We start from the raw sequence: 18,717 nt of genomic DNA on the forward strand, positions 1-18,717 counted from the left end.
TGGTGACTGCGATCTTCGAGTTAGAGGCTGATCAGGCGCCGGCAGCCTCCCGCTCTTCGAGCTTCGTGAGGCAGATGTCGACGATCATGTCCTCCTGGCCGCCCACCAGACCCCGGCGGCCGCACTCCATGAGGATGTCGCGGGTGTCGACGCCGTAGCGGGCGGAGGCGTTCTCGGCGTGGCGGAGGAAGGAGGAGTAGACGCCGGCGTAGCCCATGGTGAGGGTCTCGCGGTCGACGCGTACGGGGCGGTCCTGGAGCGGACGGACGATGTCGTCGGCGGCGTCCTGTAGCTTGAACAGGTCGCAGTTGTGCTTGAAGTCCGACAAGTTGGCGACCGCGATGAACGCCTCGATCGGGCAGTTGCCGGCGCCGGCGCCGTGACCGGCGAGGGAAGCGTCGACGCGATAGACGCCGTTCTCGACCGCGACGACCGAGTTGGCCACCGACAGCGACAGGTTCTCGTGGGCGTGGATGCCGATCTCGGTCTCGTCGTTGAGCACATCGCGATAGGCGCGGGCGCGGTCACGTACGTCGTTCATGGTGAGCCGGCCGCCGGAGTCGGTGATGTAGACGCAGTGGGCGCCGTAGGACTCCATCAGTTTCGCCTGCTGGGCGACCACCTCGGTCGGCGCCATGTGGTTGAGCATCAGAAACCCGGAGACGTCCATTCCCATCTCGCGCGCGGCGGCGATGTGCTGGGCCGACACGTCGGCCTCGGTGCAGTGGGTCGCGACCCGGACCGAGCGGACACCCAGGTCATAGGCACGTTTCAGGTCGTGGATCGTGCCCACACCGGGAAGCAGCAGGGTCGTCAGGCGGGCGTTCTTGATGACCGAGGCGGCGGCCTCGATCCACTCCCAGTCACTGTTGGAGCCGGGGCCGTAGTTGACCGAGCCGCCGGTCAGGCCGTCGCCGTGGGCCACCTCGATGGCATCGACGCCGGCCTCGTCAGCGGCGACGACGATCCGCTTGACGTCCTCGGGCGTGATCCGGTGGCGTACGGCATGCATGCCGTCGCGCAGCGAGACCTCTTGAACGTAGATGGGCGTGCTCATCGCGCGGCCTCCTTGGACGAAGCGATCCGATCAGCCATCTGCAGCGCGGCCGAGGTCATGATGTCGAGATTCCCGGCGTAGGCCGGGAGGTAGTGCGCGGCGCCCTCGACCTCGAGGAACACCGACACCTGATGGGTGGGCCGGGTCGTCTCACCCTCGGCCAGCAGCGTCTCCACCGGCTGATCCGAGGGGATCTCCTGCACCTGCACCTTCTGCTTGAGCCGGTAGCCGGGGACGTACGCAGCGACGTCACCGACCATCTTCTCGACCGACTCGGTGATCTCCGCAGTCAGCTCCTCCAGGGAGCGCGACCCGCCCTCGACCAGCGCATACACGGTGTCGCGCATGATCAGCGGCGGCTCGGCCGGGTTCAGGATGATGATCGCCTTGCCGCGCTTGGCACCGCCGACCTGCACGATCGCGCCCGAGGTGGTCTCGGTGAACTCGTCGATGTTGGCCCGCGTGCCGGGACCGGCCGAGCGCGAGGAGATCGAGGCGACGATCTCGCCGTAGGCGACCGGCACCACCCGCGCGACCGCGGCCACGATCGGGATCGTCGCCTGCCCGCCGCAGGTCACCATGTTCACGTTCGGGGCGTCGATGTGCTCGTCGATGTTGACGGCCGGGATGACGTACGGCCCGATCGCCGCGGGGGTGAGGTCGATCAGCCGCTTCCCGTAGGGCTCCAGAGCTGCCGCGTTGGCGACGTGCGCCTTGGCCGAGGTCGCATCGAAGACGATCTCGATGTCATCGAACTCGGGCAGGTTGATCAGCCCGTCGACACCCTCGTGGGTGGCCGCGAACCCGAACTTCCGCGCCCGAGCCAGACCGTCGGAGTCGGGGTCGATCCCGACCATCGCACCCATCTCCAGGTGCTGTGAGGTACGCATCACCTTGATCATCAGGTCGGTGCCGATGTTGCCCGACCCGATGATCGCCACTTTGCTCTTGCTCATGGAGGTCACTTCCCTACGCTGAAGGCCACCGAGCCGAGGCCCGACACGGTGGAACGAACGGTGTTGCCCGGGGTGATCGGCCGCATCGGGCCGAGCGCGCCGGAGAGGATGAGCTGGCCCGCACGCAGCGGCTCACCGAAGTCACGCGCATAGCGAGCCAGCCACTGGACGGCGTTGACCGGGTCGCCCAGGCACGCCGCCCCGGTCCCGGTCGAGACCTCCTCGTCGTCGATCGACATCGACATGGTGACCTCGCGAGGCTCGAACTCGTCCAGCCGCCGGCGCTCGGTCCCGAGTACGTAGGCACCCGCGGAGGCGTTGTCCGCGACGGTGTCGCCGAAGGCGATCTTCCAGTCGGCGATCCGGCTGCCGCAGATCTCGATCGCGGCGACGGCGTAGTCGATGGCCTCATGGACCTGGTCGTAGGAGAGGTCACCGTCGGCCAGGTCGGCGGCGAGCACGAAGGCGATCTCGGCCTCGGCGCGCGGCTGCAGGATCGCGTCGGCGGGGAGCACTCCCCCGTCCGCGTACGCCATGTCGTCGAAGAGCACGCCGAAGTCGGGGGTGTCCACGCCGATCTGCTCCTGCACCGCCTTCGAGGTGAGCCCGATCTTGCGGCCCACGATCTTCGCCCCGCCCGCGAGCCGGGCGGCGGTGAGGCGCTCCTGGATCGCGTACGCCGTCTTCAGGTCGGTCGCGTCCAGCAGGTCCCGCATCGGCGGCACGGGGATGCCCGTGGCCGAGGCGGTCTGCAGCCGATCTGCCGCGGCATCGACGGCAGCATCGGACGGGGAGGTCACGTCGTTCATGTCCCCACGGTCTCAGCAGTTGGGCGAAAGAAGCGGGGTAGTCGTCCCGCTGACCGGTACGGTGATCTCATGCCGCACCAGCCTGCCGATCTCGACACCGTGCTCGGCAAGGCGGTGACCATCCTGCGGGCCTTCACGGTCGACGATCAGGTGCTCTCGCTGGCCGAGCTCGTACGCCGCACCGGACTCCCCAAGGCGACCGCCCACCGCGTCGCCGGTGACCTGGTCACCAACCGCCTCCTGGACCGCACCAACCTCGGCTACCGCCTCTCCGGCGGCCTCTTCGAGCTCGGCATGCGGGCCTCGGTCGAACGCTCGCTCCTGGAGCTGGCGATGCCGTTCCTCCAGGACCTCTACGAGCGCACCCACGAGACCGTCCACCTGGGCGTACGCGAGGGCCACGACGTCGTCTACGTCGCCAAGATCGGCGGCCACCGCCAGGCGAAGTCACCCTCCCGGCCGGGCGGCCGGATGCCGGTCCACTGCACCGCGATCGGCAAGGTCCTGCTCGCCTACGCCGACCCCGAGGCGCAGCAGGAGATCCTCAGCGGTCCCCTCGAACGGCGTACGCCTCACACGATCGTGGCGCCCGGCCTGCTGGAGCGACAGCTCGCCGCCGTGCTCGAGAACGGCGTCGCCTTCGAGCGCGAGGAGTCGGCCGCAGGCCTGCAGTGCATCGCGGCCCCGGTCCTCGCCGAGGGCGGCGACAAGGCCCTCGCCGCGATCAGCGTCACCGGCCCGGTGGGCCGCTTCCGCCCCGAGGCCCACGTGACCATCGTCCGGGCCGCGGCCCAGGGCCTCTCCAGCCTGGCGAGTCGCCGCCGCTCCCTGTCCAGCTGACGCGGGTCAGTCCGTGCGTGCCGGCGGCAGGTCGGCCAACCTCGCATCCGGATGCGCTCGAACGGCGTCGAGGAGCTCCAGCCAGCCGCGGCCGACCTCGTCGAGCCTGTCCTCGGAGACGAGCCGGAAGGCAGTAGCCCGCAGCACCTCGACACCCACCTCGGGCGTACGTCCGGTGGTGCGCAGCGCCGTCAGCACCTCCTCGACCAGCTCGGCAGGCGCGGCGGGATCGCCCGCCAGCGCCCACTCCACCTCCCCCTCGGTGGCGACACCTTCTTCCCTCACAGCTTGACCCAATAGCGCCGGGTGAGGCCGTAGCCGTACGCAGCCGCGTCGATGACGTCCTGGAGCTCGCCGCCCTGGGACTCGATGGTGCGCGCCGAGGCACCGTTGTCCTCGTCGCAGGTGATCAGGACGCGCTCGAGGCCCAGCGCCCGGGCCTCGTCGAGGACCAGACCCAGCGCTCGCCGGGCATGCCCCTGGCGACGTGACGAGGACCGCACCGAGTAGCCGATGTGCCCGCCGACGTTCTCCAGGAACTCGTTGAGCTCGTGCCGGAGCTGGATGAACCCGACGACCTGGCCGTCGTCGGTGATCCAGAAGGACGAGGCGTGCACCCGCCCGGCGGGCGGCGGGATCGTGAGGTTCCGGTCCCGCGCGGTCTTCGCCACCAGCCGCTCGCACGCCTCGCGGCTCACGTCGGCGGCCTCCTCGTCGGCGATGGCGGCGCCGTCGACATGAGCCCCGCCGAATTCGGCGACGGACGCCGCCCAGGAGTCGTAGAGATCGAGCGTGGGAAGGGCAAGTGCTGTCATGCCGCAAGCAGACCAGCACACGGCCCGCCGGAACAAACCGTTATCGCGGAACGACGGGTGTCAGCCGTCGATCACCACGGTCCCCTTTGCACGCGAGACGCACAGGATCATGTGGCCCTCGCGCTCGTAGTCGGCCAGCGCATGGTCGCGGTGCTCGACCTCGCCCTCCAGCACCCGCACCCGGCAGGTGCCGCAGAACCCCTGCTGACAGGAGTACGCCTGGGCCGGTCGCACCCGGCGGACGGCGGTCAGCGCCGACTCCTCGGCGCCCACCTCCACCTCGACGTCGGAGTCCTCGAGGCGTACCCGGAACGGGCGGCCGCCGAGCACCGGCGGTGGGGAGAACCGCTCGTAGTGCAGCGTGTCGATCTGCGGATCGGGGATCTGCGCGCGGATCGCGTCGATCATCGGCATCGGCCCGCAGCAGTAGAGCGCAGCGCCCTCCGGTGCCAGCGAGATGATCTTGACCGCATCGGGGACGCCCCTCTCGTCGTCGGGCCACAGCTGGATCTCGTGGTCGCCGACGATCTCCCGGATCTCCGCGAGGAACGGCATCGTCTCGCGGGAGCGGCCCGTGTAGACGAACTCGTACGGCACACCCCGGCGCACCACGTCGCGCAGCATCGGCAGGATCGGAGTGATCCCGATGCCACCGGCGACGAAGAGATAGCCGGCGGGAGAGTCGACGAACGGGAAGGCGTTGCGCGGCCCCTTCAGCACGAGCCGGTCACCGACGGAGAGGTGGTGAGCCTCCACGGACCCGAGACCCCCACCGGCCGACGGCTCGATCCGCCGCACGCTGATCCGGTAGGCGGAGAGGTCGTCGGGGTCGGAGTTGAGCGAGTACTGCCGCAGCCGGCCGCTGGGCAGCACCACGTCGACGTGCGCCCCCGGGTCCCAGGCCGGCAGCTCGCTGCCGTCCTCACGCTCGAACCAGATCGCCTTGACGTCGAGGCCCTCCTCGTCGATCCGGCTGACGCGTACGTACAAGTCGCGGTCGATCCTGCCGAGCGGCTTGCGACGCCGCCAGGATCGGTAGGCGGCCTTGGTCCAGTAGCTCCCGACGATCGCCTCGAAGCCCCGGTAGAGCCGCGATTCGGGGATGTCCGGGACGGCGTAGTGCGCCGGCTTGCTCACTTACCCTCCACGTTGTGCGTCTCCGCGATGGCGTCGGCGCGCAGCGCCGCCGGAGACTTGGCCAGGTAGCTCACCGCCTGGGCGGTCGACCCCTCCTTGGACGGGTCGTAGTCGGGCAGGAAGAACTTCCAGGTCGCCCACCCGATGCGTACGACGCCCGGCACCAGCCCACGACGCTCGGCGTCGATCAGCTGGAACAGTCCTGCCCTCGGCCGCTTCGCCGGATCAGGCTCGGTGGGGTCGTTCTTCATCAGGTAGCCGGCGCCGCGCCACCACAGGACTAGCAGGGCGGTGCCGCCGAGCAGGTACGAGCGGACCCGGCGGAGGTAGCGCCCGTCGACATGCTGGAAGACGTCGTAGGCGACGTTGCGGTGCTCGACCTCCTCGGCACCGTGCCAGCGCAGCAGGTCGAGCATCGTCTCGTCGGCGCCGGCCGCGTCGAGCGCGGGCGAGTTGAGGACCCAGTTGCCGAGCACGGCGGTGAGGTGTTCGAGGCCCGCGATGATCGCGGCGCGCTCGATCAGCCACTCCTCCTTGGCCCGGCCGGTCAGGTCGCGGTCACCCAGGATCTTGCGGAACAGCGCCTCGATCTCGGCCGCGAACGGACGTACGTCGAGACCGTTGTCGGTGAAGTAGTCCTGCACCTCCTGGTGGGCGGCGGCATGCACGCCCTCCTGGCCGATGAAGCCGATCACGTCCTCGCGCAGCTGGTCGTCCTCGATCAACGGCAGGATCTCGGAGAACACCTTGACGAACCAGCGCTCGCCCTCGGGCAGCAGCAGATGCAGCACGTTGACGTAGTGGGAGGCGAAGACCTCGCCCGGGATCCACACCAGCGGCAGCTTGCTCCAGTCGAACTTCACGTTCCGAGGATGGAGGGCCACCTTGGCCGGCTCGTGCCCGCGCTTGCTCTCCTTCGTCTCTTTACTCATCGCACACCCTCCTTCTCGATGAAGGCCGCGATCTCGCCCGCGACCAGCTCCGGATCCGCGGCCACCACCCAGTGGCCGCCCTCGACGACCTGGGTGACCAGGGACGTCGCGTACGCCCGGGGTGCCTCGGTCTGCAGCGGCACGGTCACGTAGGCGTCGTCACGCGGGGCGATCACCAGCACCGGCACGTCCGTCGACCGCGCCGACGGACGGAGCAGCTTGCCGAGGAAGTTGGCCCGGTAGAGCTCGACCCCGTTGACCTGGTCCTTCGTCGGCCGCTCCTCGCCACCGACGAACTTGGCGAGCAGCCCCGAGCGCACCATCGCCTCGGGCAGCAGCGGCAGCTGGAAGGCGAAGACGTACCAGGAGTGAGCCAGCTGCCGCAGCGAGCTCTTGGGGTGCGACCGCTCACGCAGCCACGTGGTCGCCATCCCGAGGTCGGGTCCCGAGATCGAGACGTACGTCGCGATCCGGCTGCCCAGGGCCGGGTCGGTCACCGACTCCCAGGTCTGGATCGAGCCCCAGTCGTGCGCCGCGACGTGCACCGGCGCGTCGGGCGAGACGGCGTCGATGACCGCCTTGAAGTCCGCGGAGAGCTGCGCCAGGCGGTAGCCGGTGGTCGAGTCCGGAACCCCCGACTCCCCCGTGCCGCGTACGTCATAGGCGACGACGTGGAATCGCTCGGCGAGCACCTTGGCGACCCCGTCCCAGACGGAGTGGTTGTCGGGGTAGCCGTGGACGAGCACCACGGTCTCGGCATCGGTCGGCCCCTGCTCGTAGACCGCGAGCGTCAGCCCGTCGGTGGTCTCGACCACGCTCTTGGTCACCTCAGTCACGCGCGTCCTCCTCCGATCGCGGGCATCTCACCAACACTTTAATGAGACACCGTGTCCGCGAACAATAGCAAGCACCGATCCTGGATGGCGGAAATGGACCGACCCGCCGCAGACACGGTCTGCGGCGGGTCGGTCAGGAAGCAGTGGCTACGAGGCGCTGTGGGAGTCGGCCAGGCGCGACTCCTCGGCGGCTTGCTCCTCGAGCTCCTTGCGGCGGCGTTCGACCTGCAGAGCGACCTCGGCAGGGTCGTCGATGAGAGCGGCCATGCCGCCTGGGACACGTTCGAGCGCCTCCCGGGCGAAGATCTGCTGCATGGTGGTGGTGCGCTCGGAGCGGTCCTTGCCGATGAACGACATCATCCAGTGCAGCGTCGCGGTGAGCCGGTTGCGGAACCCGGTCATGTAGGCCAGGTGGACGACCAGCCAGCCGAACCAGGCGAGAATGCCGGTCAGCCTGAAGTTGCCCATCATCAGGACCGCGTTGAAGCGGGAGATGGTGGCCATCGAGCCCTTGTCGAAGTACTTGAAGTTGCCGGGCTCGGGCTTGTTCTTCAGACGGGCCTTGATCGTCTTGGCCGAGTGCTTGCCGCCCTGGATCGCGACCTGCGCGACACCGGGAAGGTGGTCGAGGCTGATCATGTCGCCGACCACGAAGATCTCGGGGTGATCCGGCAAGGTCAGGTCGGGGTTGACGGCGATCCGACCGGCGCGGTCGAGCTCGGCACCGGTCTGCTTCGAGAGCGTCTTGCCCAGCTCAGAGGCCTGGACGCCGGCGGCCCAGATCTTCGCGATCGACCCGATCCGCTCGGTCCTGCCGTCCTTGAACTTCATCTCGATGCCGAACTCGTCGACGTGAGTGACCATCGCACCGAGGACGACCTCGACACCGGCCTTCTCCAGCGCCTGCTCCGCCTTGGCGCCGAGCTTCTCCCCGAACGGCGGCAGCACCTGCGGGGCCGCGTCGACGAGCACGACTCGCGCCTTCTCCGAGGAGATGTGGGTGAAGTCGTTCTTCAGCACCCGGTTGGACAGCTCAGCGATCTGGCCGGCCATCTCCACACCGGTCGGGCCGGCACCCACGACGACGAAGGTGAGCAGGTCGCCGATCGGCTCGCCGCGCGAGGCGGTCAGCTCGGCGATCTCGAAGGCACCGAAGATGCGCCCGCGCAGCTCGAGCGCGTCGTCGATCGACTTCATGCCGGGGGCGAACTCGGCGAAGTGGTCGTTGCCGAAGTAGGACTGGCCGGCGCCGGCGGCGACGATCAGCGAGTCGTACTCGACGTTGATCTCCTGGTTGAGGATCTGCGCCGTGACCTGCTTGGCCTCGGTGTCGATCTCGGTCACCTCGCCGAGCAGCACCGTGGCGTTCTTCTGCCGGTGCAGGATGTCTCGGGTCGGCGGGGCGATCTCGCCCTGCGAGAGGATCCCGGTCGCCACCTGGTAGAGCAGCGGCTGGAACAGGTGATGGGTCGTCTTCGCGATCAAGGTGACCTCGACGTCGTCGCGGCCCTTGAACGCCTTCGCGGAGAAAAGACCCCCGAAGCCGGAACCGATGATGACGACCCGGTGCTTTGCCTGGTCCGCTGACATTGACTAATCCCCTACCTCAAACGAGATCTTTTGAACGTTCCACCTCATATTCTGAACCATCCCGGCGGATCTGTTCATTCCCGGGCGCGACTACTTCGTCACAGTCGCTGGACGGCCGCCGAGTATGCGTTCCGACCGCGTGTCCGTTACCCCGTCAGAACCCCTTGACTTTAATCTGTGAGGGCGACCGGGACCTTGGGCCCTAGTGGTCCATGGCCCGGATCAGACACCTTCAAGTGCGGAAAATTCTTTCAACGAACAGCACACAACGAACCGTGTGTATCCCGACCCGCGAGATCGGAGGAGGAGAACATGCCGTTGAGCCGGCCAGCTCTCCTGCTCCGCACCGGTTCCCGCGCCGTTCAGGACGCCCGCGCCTGGGTCCGAGCGGCCTGCGAGGAGATCGAGCGCACCGACCTCGTGGACTGCGCCGAGTACGGCGTCTCCGAGCTCGTCTCCAACGCGCTCTTCCACGGCACCGCCCCGGTCACGATCCGGATGCGCGGCACCGTCGACCACCCCCGCGTCGAGATCCGTGACGGCTCGACCGAGCCGCCCCTGCTGCCGGTCCCGCTCGCCCTCGACGACGAGGACGAGGTCCTGCTGACGGTCGGACGCGGCCTCTCGATCGTGGCCAGCGTCTCGGAGGCCTGGGGCGCCGACATCGACGCGTCCGGCAAGATCGTCTGGTTCACCCCCGCGGCCGAGATCGACGAGGGTGACGGCGTCGAGGGCGTGATCACCGGACCTCCCGGCGCTCCCCCGAAGCCCGAGCGCCTCGGCGCCGAGGCGGTCGAGGTCAGCATCCTCGGCGTACCTCTCGCCCTCTACAGGGGCTTCCAGCACCACTTCCGGGAGCTGCGGCGCGAAGTACGCCTCCTTTCGCTCGCCCACGCCAACGACTACCCGCTCGCCGCGAGCCTCTCGGCCCTGTTCGGCTCGCTGGAGCGCCAGCTCCTCGACGGCCTCGGCCACGGCCAGCTCTCCGGGGTGATCGGGTCGAGCTCGGGCCGCGACCGGGAGACGGCGGACCTGCACGTACGCATGCCGCGGTCCGCGGCCGAGACGATGCGCCGATTCCTCGACATGCTCGACCTCATCGACGAGTTCTGCCGCCAGGAGCGGCTGCTCGTCCTGGCCCGCTCGCCCGAGCAGGTCACCTTCCAGCGCTGGTTCCTCGGCGAATACCTCACCCAGGCCGCCGGCGGCCGCCCCACCAGGTGGAGCGCGGCCCACATGACCGGTCACGCCCGCTAGAACCCGTACGCTGTCCGCGTGCTGCGTGAGCATGGCGACCTGCTCGCCCCCATCGCTGCCGGCGGAGCGCTCGGCTCACTGGCTCGCTGGGGCCTGACCACCGCCCTCCCCCACGGCGGCCACTCCTGGCCGTGGGCGACCTTCCTGACCAACGTCTCTGGCTGCCTGTTGCTGGGCGTGCTGATGGCCTTCATCCTGGGCCCGTGGTCCACTGTCCCGTTCTGGGGCCGCTACCTGCGCCCCTTCCTCGGGGTCGGCGTGCTCGGTGGCTACACCACCTTCTCGACCTACGAGCTCGAGACGTACGTCCTGGGCGGGCATGCGCCCGCTCTCGCGATGCTCTACCTGCTCGCCTCGGTGGTCTCCGGGATCGGCGCCGCCTGGCTCGGGCTGACCCTCGGCCGGGTGGTCGTACTGAACAGCGGCCGAGAGGTCCTGGTCGACGGCATCGACCCCGACCTCGATCCCGACCCTGCCACGGATCCGGGCCGAGGAGAGGACCGGTGACCGCGCTCCTGGTCCTGCTCGGCGGCGCGATCGGCGCGCCGGCGCGCTACCTGACCGACCTGTACGTCCGGGAGTGGACCCGCTCGGACTTCCCGTGGGGGACGATGGCGGTCAACGCCATCGGCTCGCTCGTGCTCGGCATGCTCGCCGGGGCAGCTGCGAGCGGCGTACTCCCCGGGTGGGTGCTCACCCTGGCCGGCACCGGCTTCTGCGGGGCCCTGACGACGTTCTCGACCTTCTCCTACGAGACCGTCCGCCTGGCCGAGAACGGCCAGTGGCGGTCGGCCGCGCTGAACGTCCTCGGCTCCCTCGCCGTCGGGACCGCCGCGGTCAGCCTCGGCTGGTTGATCGGATCGAACCTCTAAGCCCAGCCGAGCTGGTGGAGCTTCTCGTCGTCGATGCCGAAGTGGTGGGCGATCTCGTGGACGACGGTGATGCGGATCTCGGCGGCCAGGTCGATCTCGTCCATGCACATCTGCTGGAGAGGCTGGCGGAAGATGAAGATCCGGTCCGGCAGCGTGAGGCCGTAGAGGTCATTGCGGTCGGTGAGCGCCACGCCGTCGTAGAGACCGAGGGTGTCTTGGGGCTCGCCCTCGGGCGGCCACTCCTCGACGAGCACGACGAGGTTGTGCACCTGAGCGGCGAGCTCATCCGGAATGGCGTCGAGCGCCTGTTCCACTAGTTCGTCGAAGCGCTCTGGGCTTATCTCAATCCCCACAGAGGACATTCTGCCGGGTGACAGGCTACGCCGCTCCCACCGACGAACTTTTCCGCAGATTTGCGCGAGCCTGGCGCTCCAGGTCCCGCTGGTGGAGCTCTCCGTTGCGCGGGCGGCCGCGGGTGCGCTTGCGAGCGACGACGATTCCCTCGTAGAAGACCTCGCCGCCCCACACCCCGTGCGGCTCCTGCCGGGCGATCGCACCCTGCAGGCAGGAGCGCTGCAGCGGACACGTGCCACACAGCTCCTTGGCGCGGTCCGCGTCCACGCTGGTCGCGGCGAACCACAGATCGCCGTCCTCGATCGCGCACGGCAGCTCGCTCCAGTGCACGCCGGTCGTCTCTCTTGCCGCCGCCACAGGCGAACCAGTCATCACAAGCCCCATCCCCTCGCTGATCCCCGTCGTCAGGGATACCCACTGAAGAGGGTGGTCGGATGGCCTGTCAGTTTTCTGTCAATAGGCAGGTGCTTGGACCGGTCGCGCAGAGTTGAGATGTCATCTACATCAGGGGATTCCACAACATCGCGACCCTGCTGGTACAAACTGTCCACACTAGAGGGAGGAAGGGCTAGGGTTTGCGAACATGCGCTCAATGAAAAGGGCCTCGGCGTCCATCACCGTGGGCCACCGACCGGTGGAGGATTTCCACCGACGGATGGCGCATGATCCCAACAGCCGAGCCATCGCGTCGGAGACCCGCGACTGGCTTCTGGTGAAGTCCCTGCTGCAGCCTGGTGAGGTCCAGTGGGCCCGGGTCGCGGTCAAGTTCCCCCACGAGGGAAACGCGTCGGGTCACGCCTTCCTGACCGACCGCCGGGTGATGTTCGAGTTCCACGAGCGCGTCTTCTCCGTCAACCTGGCCGTGCTCACCTTCATCGGCGTTCCGCCGCCCCCCAGCCTGGGCGACTTCATCATCGAGGCGCTGGTCCCCGGATCGTCCTACTCCACGACGATGAAGATCCGGGACAAGGACGCCTTCCACGACTTCTTCCCGACCCTCGACTACGCCGCGCGAGCCGCCGGCGCGCAGGTGAACGTCGACGCCAGCTGGGGTGGCGAATACGGCACCGGGAACCCCTACGGTCAGCCCTCCCCGAACAGCTACGGAGTCGCGCCGGCTCCGGGCTCCTACCCGAACCCGGGCTCCTACCCGAACACCGGCTCCTACTACCCCAACCAGGGTCCGTACGGCACCAACACCGGCTCCTACGGCCAGGCGCCGAACACGGGTGCACAGCGCACCGTCGGCAACGGCCCGTACGTCGGCCAGCAGGGGGCCCAGCAGCGTGCCCGCGAGGAGGCCGCGCTGATCGAGGCCAACCTCGCCCACGCGCTGCCCGCCTTCCTGCACGAGGGTGAGTCGATCCTTGCCGGGGCCGACATGCTCCAGAACATGACCGACGTCGAGATGAAGGTGATGGCCACCGAGTCACGCCTGATCGTCGTCGAGGGCAACATCCTGTGGGCCTCCCCGCTGGAGCACACCCACGTCATCTACGCCGGTGGCGAGCGCAGCCACCTGCGGCTCCTGGCCGACCGGGTCACCGAGACCATGGCGCTGACCCCGGGACCGCCGACGGCCAACCCGTCCGACCGGCGCCGCCTCGTACTTCGTACGCTGCGCGACGCCGCTGCCGGCGAGCAGCTGCACAACCACCTGACCACCAACGGTGGCCAGGTCTTCGACGCCTGGCCTGAGTAGTCGGCCGCGGCGTACGAGATCTGCTTCTACCTACGACGAGAGCCCCAGCCGATCGGCTGGGGCTCTCGTGCGTGAAGCGGGTTCAGTCCTGCGGGTTGAAGAACAGACCGAGCGCGACCGCCCAGACGAGGTGCCACAGGTAGACACCCAGGACGGTGCCCCACCCGAGGTTGATCGAGAAGAAGCCCGGGTCGATGCCGATGACATCCTCCGGGTGCAGGGCCGGGATCCACCAACCGCAGGAAGCGGTGGCGAGGAACATACCCATGCCGAGCGAGCGCGCGAGGTTGCTCGAGGTGGTGTGGGTCTTGCCGAGCCACGGGAAGATCACCAGAGCGTAGGCGAGCGCGAAGACCATGCCGTTGAAGTAGTGGAAGCCCATACCGGCGAACCACTGCGAGACGGCGAAGCCGGCCTCGTTGGCGGTGGCGTTCGGGGTCAGGATGACGCCGTTGAAGAACGCGAAGTCCAGCGGGCCCTCCATGATGCCGAGGCCGTAGATCCAGTAGCCGAACATCGTGGCGAGCTGGGTGGCACCGAAGCCGGCAACGAGCGCGCCGATGAGGCGGTTGTTGTTGACGAACTGCGGCCAGTGCGTGCCGGTGGTCTGCGCCATCACGGCCGGCTGCTGGATCGCCGGCTCCTGGTACTGCGGCTGGGCCTGGGACTGCTGCGGACGCTGGTCCCAACCAAGGGCGGGGGGCTGCTGCTGCGCGGGGGCGGCCGGGGTGCGGTAGGCACCGTTCGTCTGCATCCGTGACGCAAGCTCGTCCGCACTCGCCGCATGGGGCGGCCGATGCGGGTAGTACGACGACATGGTGGTGTTGCCTCCTGAATACCGAACGTCTTAGTCGTTCCCCCGTGCCCTGCCGAATTGCGACGTCGACACAAGCGGCAGAATCCTCTCACGAGAGGACAGCAGCCCGCACGTTACCGCCAAATCGGCTTATATCCCACAGGGACGAACGGCCCGAACCGGGGGTGAGATCGAGGATCTCCGGCCCGAGACTCCTGCCGAAGCAGGACGACCACCCTCCCACGCTCGACACCCGCCGCGCTCGCCACACCCCGGCGTGTCCCCTGCTCCGGGAACAACACCCGACCCACAAGTCACACGCGAAGAAACAAGACCCTTCAGCCACAGCGCCAAGCCAGCGCAAGACGAAGGATCACCACGAGATCCGCCACATCAAGAGCGAACGCTCCCCCGAAGAACCTAAGGGGGTGCGGGGGATATCCCCCGCCGCGGCCGGAGGCCGCCATGGAAATAACGAAGAGGACGTGGTCGCATTTCTGCGACACACGTCCTCTTCGATTCGTTCCGCGACCCTGACGAGACTTGAACTCGCGACCTCCGCCGTGACAGGGCGGCGCGCTAACCAACTGCGCTACAGGGCCTTGTTTGTTTCCGCTGTGTGCGGCAACGGGAAAAACATAGCCCATGGGTGCGGGGGATTCACAATCGGGGAGGGGTCCTACTCCTCGAAGGCCTCTTCGCCCTTCGGCTCCTCGTCGGTGAGGCCCTCGACGAGCCGGTTCTTGACCATGTAGGCCATGGCCCGTTCGGCCGCACGGGCCTTGCGTCGGAGGGCCTCGACACCTGGGGCCTTCTCGTCGCTGTAGGCCGCGAGCCGGGCGACCTCGCGCCCGGTCTGACGCTGGATCTCGGACATCGCGAGCCAGACGCCGAGGTCCTGCTCGAGGCCTTCGCGGGAGCGCAGGATCGCGGCGGTGAGGAGCTGGATGACGGTGACCTCGACGTCCTCGGCGGTGGACGAGCTGGAGACGAGGGTGGCGGCGATCGTGCCGGCGCCGGTGGTGGTGATCGCACCCGCGGTGACGAGTCCGCCGACCATCCCGCCGGGGCCGAAGGCGGAGAGGGCGCCGATGATCGCCGCTCCCCCGGCCAGCCCGGCGGGGGCGGCCAGCGCGAGCCCGATCGGACCTGCGACCAGCACGGCGGCGCCGATCCCGATGCCGACCCACAGCTTCCACTGGTCGACCGGGTAGACGGCCTTCGAGGCGGACTGCATGGCGATGTGCAGGTTCTCGCCGAGCCCGCCCCCGAGCCCCATCCAGACCGTCAGGTCGTGGAATGCCTGGCGGCGTACGTCGTCGGGGACGTCGATCTCATAGGGCCGCACCGGGTTGGCGGTCGCCAGCGCCACCAGGGCGAGGACGGCCTCCTCCTTGGAGAGCTGGGTCAGCGGCTTCGGCCGGGGCAGGTCTCGGTCGCTGGGACCCTCCGGAATCAGCCCTGTCGGTGAGACGCGCAGGTCGAGGAGCTGTTGGGGGATGCGTACGCCGTCGGTCCGGTAGTTCTCGATCAACCGCTCCAGCACCTCGTGCTGGACGACACGCAGAGCGGCGCCGAAGCGCTCCTGGGTGGCGCCCTTGAGGTGGTCGCGCAGGAACTGGGCGTAGGCGAGCCACAGGGCCAGGCGGACCTCGAGCGAGTTCAGGGCGACGTCGGGGGTGCCCTCGACGATCGCGAGCTCCTTGGTGAGGGAGCCGAACAGGCCGCGCCCGATCGCGGTGGCGACCGGCTTGGAACGGAGGTAGGTGGTGGTGCGGTGGTCGAGGCCGAGCCCGACCTGGAGGTCGAGCGCCCACGGGAAGTGGCGCCAGATGCCGCGCAAGCCGGTCACCGCGTCGCCGTTGCTCCAGACGTTGACCCACCAGCCGACGTGGTCGACCGGCAACTTCATCTCGAGGCGGTCGGAGTCCTCGTGGAGGTTCGGGTGGGCGGCCGGGCTGCCGATCGTCACCAGCCCGGTGACCGTCAGCTTCGGCGGGAGCCGGCGCAGCAGGTCGATCGCGATGATCGAGCCGAGACTGTGGCCGACGATGACGATCTCGCCCTCCTCGGGGAGCTCATCGAGGACCATCCGCAGCGTACGTGCCCGGATGCCGGGCTTGGTCACGTAGTTGTGGGCCTGGCGGAGCACGCGCAGCACGATCGGCGCCAGCGAGTCGGTGACGCCGACCGGCGAGGCGGGCACGGGTTCGCCGAGGATCGACTCGAGCTCGGCGGTCGCGCGCTCCACCCGGCGGCGTACGTCCCGCTGGTCGGCGGCACTCAGCCTCGGCGTAGTGACCGGCGGGATCTTGATGGTCTTGTCGCCGTCAACGGTGCGGAGCACGTCGGGATATTTCGGAGCGATCACCTCGACCTCGTCGAGCCCCGGGTAGCCGGCATCCTGCAGCGCGTTGTCCAGCGCGCGGCGCCAGGCGTCGCGGGGGTCGCCGTTGCCGACGCCGTGAAGGTAGAGAAGCGAGACCACCTCTCGATTCTCTCCCATGCCGGGTACTGCTCCGCCTATTTGGACGAGGGGGTCAGTCGGCGTCCAGGCCCTGCTCGATGGCGTAGCGGGTGAGCTCGACGCGGTTGTGCATCTGGAGCTTGCGCAGGGTGTTCTGTACGTGGTTCTGCACCGTGCGATGAGAGAGCACGAGGCGGTCGGCGATCTGGCGGTAGCTCAAGCCCTTGGCGACGAGCTTGAGGATCTCGGTCTCGCGGTCGGTGAGCATGGGCTTGTCACCGCGCACCTCGGTGGCGGCGCTGTGCTGGAACTCGCCAAGGACCAGGCCGGCGAGGCCGGGGGTGAAGACCGGATCACCGGCCGCGACGCGGCGTACGGCCTCCAGGAGCTCGTCGCGGGAGGCGGACTTGACCAGGTAGCCGGTCGCGCCGGCCTTGACCGCGGCGAGCACGTCGTTCTGCTCGCCGGAGGCGGACAGGATGAGGACCTTCGCCATCGGGTGCAGCGCAATGATCTCGGTGGTGACCTGGACACCATCGGGCTCGGGGATGTGCAGGTCGAGCACCACCACCTCCGGCCGGGTCGCGGCGAACCGGGTGATCGCCTCACGGCCGGTGCTGGCGGTGGCCACTACCTCGAAGCCCGCGCCGATCAGGTCGCGCTCCACCGCGTCGCGCCACATCGGGTGGTCGTCGACGACCATCACTCTGCTCATGCATGCACTCCTGTTCGAGGGACCGTGAGCTCCCACTCGGTCCCGGTTGCTCCGGTGATCAGTTCTGCCTTGCCGCCGAGGTCCTCGATCCGGCCACGGATCGACTCGCTGATGCCGAGCCTGCCCTGCGCCCCGGCCTCGACGACCCGGCCGGCCGCGATGCCCGGCCCGTCGTCACGCACCGAGACCTCGACATGGTCGGGGAAGGCCTGCAGGAGCACCCAGGCACGGGCGTCCTCGCCGACGTGGCGACGTACGTTGTCGAGCGCCGCGCGGGTCGCCGCGACGATCTCCTCGGCCGGGCGTGCGGGCATCTCGACGGCGGTCGCGGGACCGGAGACGGTCACGGTGCCGGTCTCGAGCTCGGCGAGAGCGGCGGCGAGGTCGACCATCCCGACGGCCGGGTCCCGGCCGGGCTGTTCGCCGCGGATCAGCGCTCGCAGCTCCCGCTCCTGCTCCCCCGCCAGCCTGCCCAGCTCGGCCGCGTCACCACCCAGCTCGCCGCCGCGGCGCTGGACCAGGGCCAGGACCTGGAGCACCCCGTCGTGGACGGCCCGGGCGAGCCGGGCTCGCTCCTCCGCCCGCGCGGCCGCGCGCTGCGCCTCGTCCCGCTCCAGCGCCATCCGCTGCACCGACTCGCACATGTAGCCGACCACCGGGCCCCCGATGACCAGCAGGAACGCGTTCCCGTAGATCGACTGGTCGATCTCCTGCCGCAGCACCAGGTCGACGCTCGCCAGCGCCACCCCGGCCAGCAGCCCGCCGATCCAGCGGTAGTGGATCGCGCACGCGAGCAGCGCGCCGCTCACCCAGAAACCCGGCACGCTCGCCTGGAACCCCGGCCCCTTCACCAGCGGGGTCACGAGCAGGAGCCCGAGCGCGATCGCCAGGTCTGCGCCGACGAGCACCGCCGTGCGGCGGGCGGGTGCTGCGTACGCCCAGAGGGCGAAGGCCGTCCACCCCACCATGACCAGCGCACAGATCAGCGCGGCCGCGGGCGGGTCGAAGTTGGCGGCGCGGTAGATGGTCAGCGCGATCGCGTTGATGAGCACGACCACGCGCAACACCGCCAGCGCCCTGAAGAGCCGGCTCTCGACCTCGATCGCCGCTGGCGACGTCCACGCACTCACAGTCGGAAGTGTTGCATCCGCGCGACCCGGTGCGTCCCGGATATGAGTATCCGTGCGGATGCCGGCCGGGCCGTCGCGCCGTGAGACTCGAGACATGGAAAGACTGTGTACCCCCTACCGGATTCGAACCGGCGCTACCGCCGTGAAAGGGCGGGGTCCTGGGCCGCTAGACGAAGGGGGCCTGCGGGCACATCCTAGAGGTCTGCGTCCGAGGCCGCCAAAGCGAGGCCGTACGTCCGGTGTCGGGTCCCGATTCGGAACGTCGCGGGAGCTTCCGGTAATGTTTCACCTCGCTTGGGCAGGTAGCTCAGTTGGTACGAGCGATCGCCTGAAAAGTGATAGGTCGGCGGTTCGACCCCGCCCCTGCCCACAAGCAACAACCGGCTTCGACCTGCAGTTATGGGTCGAAGCCGGTTGTCATTCTGGATCAAGTCTCAGCGCACACCCTGCGT

At 68.9% G+C, this 18,717-nt stretch carries 20 protein-coding genes and 3 tRNA genes; 6 read left to right on the top strand and 17 right to left on the bottom strand.

From position 1 onward, the window contains the following. Nucleotides 1-31: 31 nt before the first annotated feature. Genes dmpG through ABZU72_RS14680 form a run of 3 tightly spaced genes read right to left on the bottom strand, consistent with a single transcriptional unit; the run spans nt 32 to nt 2,822 of the window. Nucleotides 32-1,057: a 4-hydroxy-2-oxovalerate aldolase gene (gene dmpG, locus ABZU72_RS14670; RefSeq protein ID WP_355019575.1), complete on the bottom strand. Its 1,026-nt coding sequence runs from the start codon at nt 1,055-1,057 to the stop codon at nt 32-34. Further along, nucleotides 1,054-2,013: an acetaldehyde dehydrogenase (acetylating) gene (locus tag ABZU72_RS14675; protein ID WP_355019576.1), complete on the bottom strand. Its 960-nt coding sequence runs from the start codon at nt 2,011-2,013 to the stop codon at nt 1,054-1,056. Before ABZU72_RS14675 ends, dmpG begins: the two co-directional genes overlap by 4 nt. 5 nt (nt 2,014-2,018) lie before the next feature. Further along, nucleotides 2,019-2,822, bottom strand: coding sequence for a fumarylacetoacetate hydrolase family protein (locus ABZU72_RS14680; RefSeq protein WP_355019577.1), 804 nt, complete (start codon nt 2,820-2,822; stop codon nt 2,019-2,021). 69 nt (nt 2,823-2,891) lie between these two features. Here ABZU72_RS14680 and ABZU72_RS14685 point away from each other — a divergent pair, with 69 nt between their 5' ends. After that, a complete protein-coding gene (locus ABZU72_RS14685) occupies nt 2,892-3,662 on the top strand; it encodes an IclR family transcriptional regulator (protein ID WP_355019578.1) in 771 nt (256 codons plus the stop codon). Nucleotides 3,663-3,668: 6 nt separating this feature from the next. On the opposite strand, the gene ABZU72_RS14690 is transcribed toward ABZU72_RS14685, so the two are convergent. From ABZU72_RS14690 to ABZU72_RS14715, 6 genes are all read right to left on the bottom strand, one after another. Continuing rightward, nucleotides 3,669-3,947, bottom strand: a complete 279-nt coding sequence (locus ABZU72_RS14690) for a hypothetical protein (RefSeq protein WP_355019579.1) — start codon at nt 3,945-3,947, stop codon at nt 3,669-3,671. Continuing rightward, nucleotides 3,944-4,477, bottom strand: a complete 534-nt coding sequence (locus tag ABZU72_RS14695; protein ID WP_355019580.1) for a GNAT family N-acetyltransferase — start codon at nt 4,475-4,477, stop codon at nt 3,944-3,946. Before ABZU72_RS14695 ends, ABZU72_RS14690 begins: the two co-directional genes overlap by 4 nt. Nucleotides 4,478-4,537: 60 nt before the next feature. Beyond that, nucleotides 4,538-5,614, bottom strand: coding sequence for a PDR/VanB family oxidoreductase (locus ABZU72_RS14700; protein ID WP_355019581.1), 1,077 nt, complete (start codon nt 5,612-5,614; stop codon nt 4,538-4,540). Beyond that, nucleotides 5,611-6,546: a metal-dependent hydrolase gene (locus tag ABZU72_RS14705; RefSeq protein ID WP_355019582.1), complete on the bottom strand. Its 936-nt coding sequence runs from the start codon at nt 6,544-6,546 to the stop codon at nt 5,611-5,613. The genes ABZU72_RS14700 and ABZU72_RS14705 overlap by 4 nt, the downstream gene beginning before the upstream one ends. Next, on the bottom strand, nt 6,543-7,382 hold the full coding sequence (locus tag ABZU72_RS14710) for an alpha/beta fold hydrolase (RefSeq protein ID WP_355019583.1): 840 nt from the start codon (nt 7,380-7,382) through the stop codon (nt 6,543-6,545). Before ABZU72_RS14710 ends, ABZU72_RS14705 begins: the two co-directional genes overlap by 4 nt. 147 nt (nt 7,383-7,529) lie before the next feature. Then, a complete protein-coding gene (locus ABZU72_RS14715) occupies nt 7,530-8,972 on the bottom strand; it encodes an NAD(P)/FAD-dependent oxidoreductase (RefSeq protein ID WP_355019584.1) in 1,443 nt (480 codons plus the stop codon). A gap of 312 nt (nt 8,973-9,284) precedes the next feature. Between ABZU72_RS14715 and ABZU72_RS14720 the strand changes: the two genes are divergently transcribed. From ABZU72_RS14720 to crcB, 3 genes are read left to right on the top strand one after another with little or no spacing between them, the layout of a single operon-like run. Further along, entirely contained in the window at nt 9,285-10,229 is a 945-nt protein-coding gene (locus ABZU72_RS14720; RefSeq protein ID WP_355019585.1) for an ATP-binding protein, read from the top strand. Nucleotides 10,230-10,247: 18 nt separating this feature from the next. Continuing rightward, nucleotides 10,248-10,736 (top strand): CrcB family protein, encoded by a 489-nt coding sequence (locus tag ABZU72_RS14725; protein ID WP_355019586.1) that lies wholly within the window; start codon nt 10,248-10,250, stop codon nt 10,734-10,736. Then, complete coding sequence (gene crcB, locus ABZU72_RS14730) at nt 10,733-11,101, top strand: fluoride efflux transporter CrcB (RefSeq protein WP_355019587.1); 369 nt, start codon at nt 10,733-10,735, stop codon at nt 11,099-11,101. Before ABZU72_RS14725 ends, crcB begins: the two co-directional genes overlap by 4 nt. On the opposite strand, the gene ABZU72_RS14735 is transcribed toward crcB, so the two are convergent. Together ABZU72_RS14735 and ABZU72_RS14740 are read right to left on the bottom strand one after the other, a co-directional pair. Beyond that, a complete protein-coding gene (locus ABZU72_RS14735) occupies nt 11,098-11,463 on the bottom strand; it encodes a metallopeptidase family protein (protein ID WP_355019588.1) in 366 nt (121 codons plus the stop codon). The genes crcB and ABZU72_RS14735 overlap by 4 nt on opposite strands. Nucleotides 11,464-11,479: 16 nt before the next feature. Then, nucleotides 11,480-11,827, bottom strand: coding sequence for a WhiB family transcriptional regulator (locus tag ABZU72_RS14740; protein ID WP_355019589.1), 348 nt, complete (start codon nt 11,825-11,827; stop codon nt 11,480-11,482). Nucleotides 11,828-12,110: 283 nt separating this feature from the next. On the opposite strand from ABZU72_RS14740, the gene ABZU72_RS14745 reads away from it, so the two are divergent. Continuing rightward, nucleotides 12,111-13,157 carry a hypothetical protein gene (locus ABZU72_RS14745; RefSeq protein WP_355019590.1) on the top strand — a complete coding sequence of 349 codons (1,047 nt, stop codon included), beginning with the start codon at nt 12,111-12,113 and terminating at the stop codon, nt 13,155-13,157. 82 nt (nt 13,158-13,239) lie between these two features. Here the strand turns inward: ABZU72_RS14745 and ABZU72_RS14750 are convergent, their stop codons facing one another. From ABZU72_RS14750 to ABZU72_RS14775, 6 genes are all read right to left on the bottom strand, one after another. Beyond that, nucleotides 13,240-13,974 carry a hypothetical protein gene (locus tag ABZU72_RS14750; protein ID WP_355019591.1) on the bottom strand — a complete coding sequence of 245 codons (735 nt, stop codon included), beginning with the start codon at nt 13,972-13,974 and terminating at the stop codon, nt 13,240-13,242. A gap of 507 nt (nt 13,975-14,481) precedes the next feature. After that, nucleotides 14,482-14,555: transfer RNA gene (locus tag ABZU72_RS14755), tRNA-Asp, on the bottom strand. Between the two features lie 77 nt (nt 14,556-14,632). Continuing rightward, nucleotides 14,633-16,459, bottom strand: coding sequence for a hypothetical protein (locus ABZU72_RS14760; RefSeq protein ID WP_355019592.1), 1,827 nt, complete (start codon nt 16,457-16,459; stop codon nt 14,633-14,635). Between the two features lie 34 nt (nt 16,460-16,493). Continuing rightward, nucleotides 16,494-17,135 carry a response regulator transcription factor gene (locus tag ABZU72_RS14765; RefSeq protein ID WP_355019593.1) on the bottom strand — a complete coding sequence of 214 codons (642 nt, stop codon included), beginning with the start codon at nt 17,133-17,135 and terminating at the stop codon, nt 16,494-16,496. Then, complete coding sequence (locus ABZU72_RS14770; protein WP_355019594.1) at nt 17,132-18,265, bottom strand: DUF5931 domain-containing protein; 1,134 nt, start codon at nt 18,263-18,265, stop codon at nt 17,132-17,134. The genes ABZU72_RS14765 and ABZU72_RS14770 overlap by 4 nt, the downstream gene beginning before the upstream one ends. Before the next feature lie 108 nt (nt 18,266-18,373). After that, nucleotides 18,374-18,446: transfer RNA gene (locus tag ABZU72_RS14775), tRNA-Glu, on the bottom strand. A gap of 115 nt (nt 18,447-18,561) precedes the next feature. On the opposite strand from ABZU72_RS14775, the gene ABZU72_RS14780 reads away from it, so the two are divergent. Further along, nucleotides 18,562-18,635, top strand: a tRNA-Phe gene (locus ABZU72_RS14780). The last annotated feature ends 82 nt before the right edge of the window (nt 18,636-18,717 follow it).

Origin of the sequence: Nocardioides sp. NPDC004968 (assembly GCF_040608935.1) — a bacterium.
In the GTDB taxonomy this organism is placed as follows: Bacteria; Actinomycetota; Actinomycetes; order Propionibacteriales; family Nocardioidaceae; genus Nocardioides.

Excerpts from the sequence above, each read along its gene's own strand:
- ABZU72_RS14720 (WP_355019585.1), top strand. The coding sequence starts at position 9,285 with ATGCCGTTGAGCCGGCCAGCTCTCCTGCTCCGCACCGGTTCCCGCGCC.
- ABZU72_RS14735 (WP_355019588.1), bottom strand. The coding sequence starts at position 11,463 with ATGTCCTCTGTGGGGATTGAGATAAGCCCAGAGCGCTTCGACGAACTA.
- ABZU72_RS14675 (WP_355019576.1), bottom strand. The coding sequence starts at position 2,013 with ATGAGCAAGAGCAAAGTGGCGATCATCGGGTCGGGCAACATCGGCACC.
- ABZU72_RS14705 (WP_355019582.1), bottom strand. The coding sequence starts at position 6,546 with ATGAGTAAAGAGACGAAGGAGAGCAAGCGCGGGCACGAGCCGGCCAAG.
- ABZU72_RS14740 (WP_355019589.1), bottom strand. The coding sequence starts at position 11,827 with ATGACTGGTTCGCCTGTGGCGGCGGCAAGAGAGACGACCGGCGTGCAC.
- ABZU72_RS14680 (WP_355019577.1), bottom strand. The coding sequence starts at position 2,822 with ATGAACGACGTGACCTCCCCGTCCGATGCTGCCGTCGATGCCGCGGCA.
- ABZU72_RS14760 (WP_355019592.1), bottom strand. The coding sequence starts at position 16,459 with ATGGGAGAGAATCGAGAGGTGGTCTCGCTTCTCTACCTTCACGGCGTC.
- ABZU72_RS14745 (WP_355019590.1), top strand. The coding sequence starts at position 12,111 with ATGGCGCATGATCCCAACAGCCGAGCCATCGCGTCGGAGACCCGCGAC.
- ABZU72_RS14765 (WP_355019593.1), bottom strand. The coding sequence starts at position 17,135 with ATGAGCAGAGTGATGGTCGTCGACGACCACCCGATGTGGCGCGACGCG.
- ABZU72_RS14685 (WP_355019578.1), top strand. The coding sequence starts at position 2,892 with ATGCCGCACCAGCCTGCCGATCTCGACACCGTGCTCGGCAAGGCGGTG.
- dmpG (WP_355019575.1), bottom strand. The coding sequence starts at position 1,057 with ATGAGCACGCCCATCTACGTTCAAGAGGTCTCGCTGCGCGACGGCATG.
- ABZU72_RS14695 (WP_355019580.1), bottom strand. The coding sequence starts at position 4,477 with ATGACAGCACTTGCCCTTCCCACGCTCGATCTCTACGACTCCTGGGCG.
- ABZU72_RS14715 (WP_355019584.1), bottom strand. The coding sequence starts at position 8,972 with ATGTCAGCGGACCAGGCAAAGCACCGGGTCGTCATCATCGGTTCCGGC.
- ABZU72_RS14750 (WP_355019591.1), bottom strand. The coding sequence starts at position 13,974 with ATGTCGTCGTACTACCCGCATCGGCCGCCCCATGCGGCGAGTGCGGAC.